Origin of the sequence: Halomonas sp. PBN3 (assembly GCF_000475415.1) — a bacterium.
In the GTDB taxonomy this organism is placed as follows: Bacteria; Pseudomonadota; Gammaproteobacteria; order Pseudomonadales; family Halomonadaceae; genus Halomonas; species Halomonas shengliensis.
In genome coordinates this window covers 1-377 of record NZ_AXCA01000183.1, presented here as the reverse complement: position 1 = coordinate 377, position 377 = coordinate 1, and the positions used below count along the sequence as shown (strand labels likewise).

Annotated in this window: 1 protein-coding gene; it reads left to right on the top strand. The window is 64.2% G+C overall.

All coding sequences use genetic code 11. The features are described from left to right. The coding region (locus Q673_RS36755) for a hypothetical protein (protein WP_200861418.1) at positions 1-377 on the top strand (377 nt) is incomplete at both ends.

Here is a 377-nt window from a genome sequence, read left to right as displayed (position 1 = left end):
ACGTGGGCGGCACCGGTGAGAGCACCATCGATGACGCCATCCGCTCGGCCAATACCGCGGCCAATGCGGGTTGGAACGTGGCCGATGCGAATGGCAACAGCCACAATATCGGCCCGAACGGCAAGGTGACCTTCGAGGGTGACAGCAACGTTACTGTGACCGAGTCCGGCGTCGACGGTGATGCCAAGGTTCAGGTGGCGCTGAACGACGACATTGCCGTCGATAGCGTGACCGCGGGCAATAGCGTGCTCGACACCGACGGGCTGACCGTCGACGATGGTGCCGGCAATGTCACCACGGTGACCGCAAGCGGCACCAGCGTCACCGATGGCACCAACAGCACCGAGTACGGCGCCGACGGCATGACCATTGCGGGC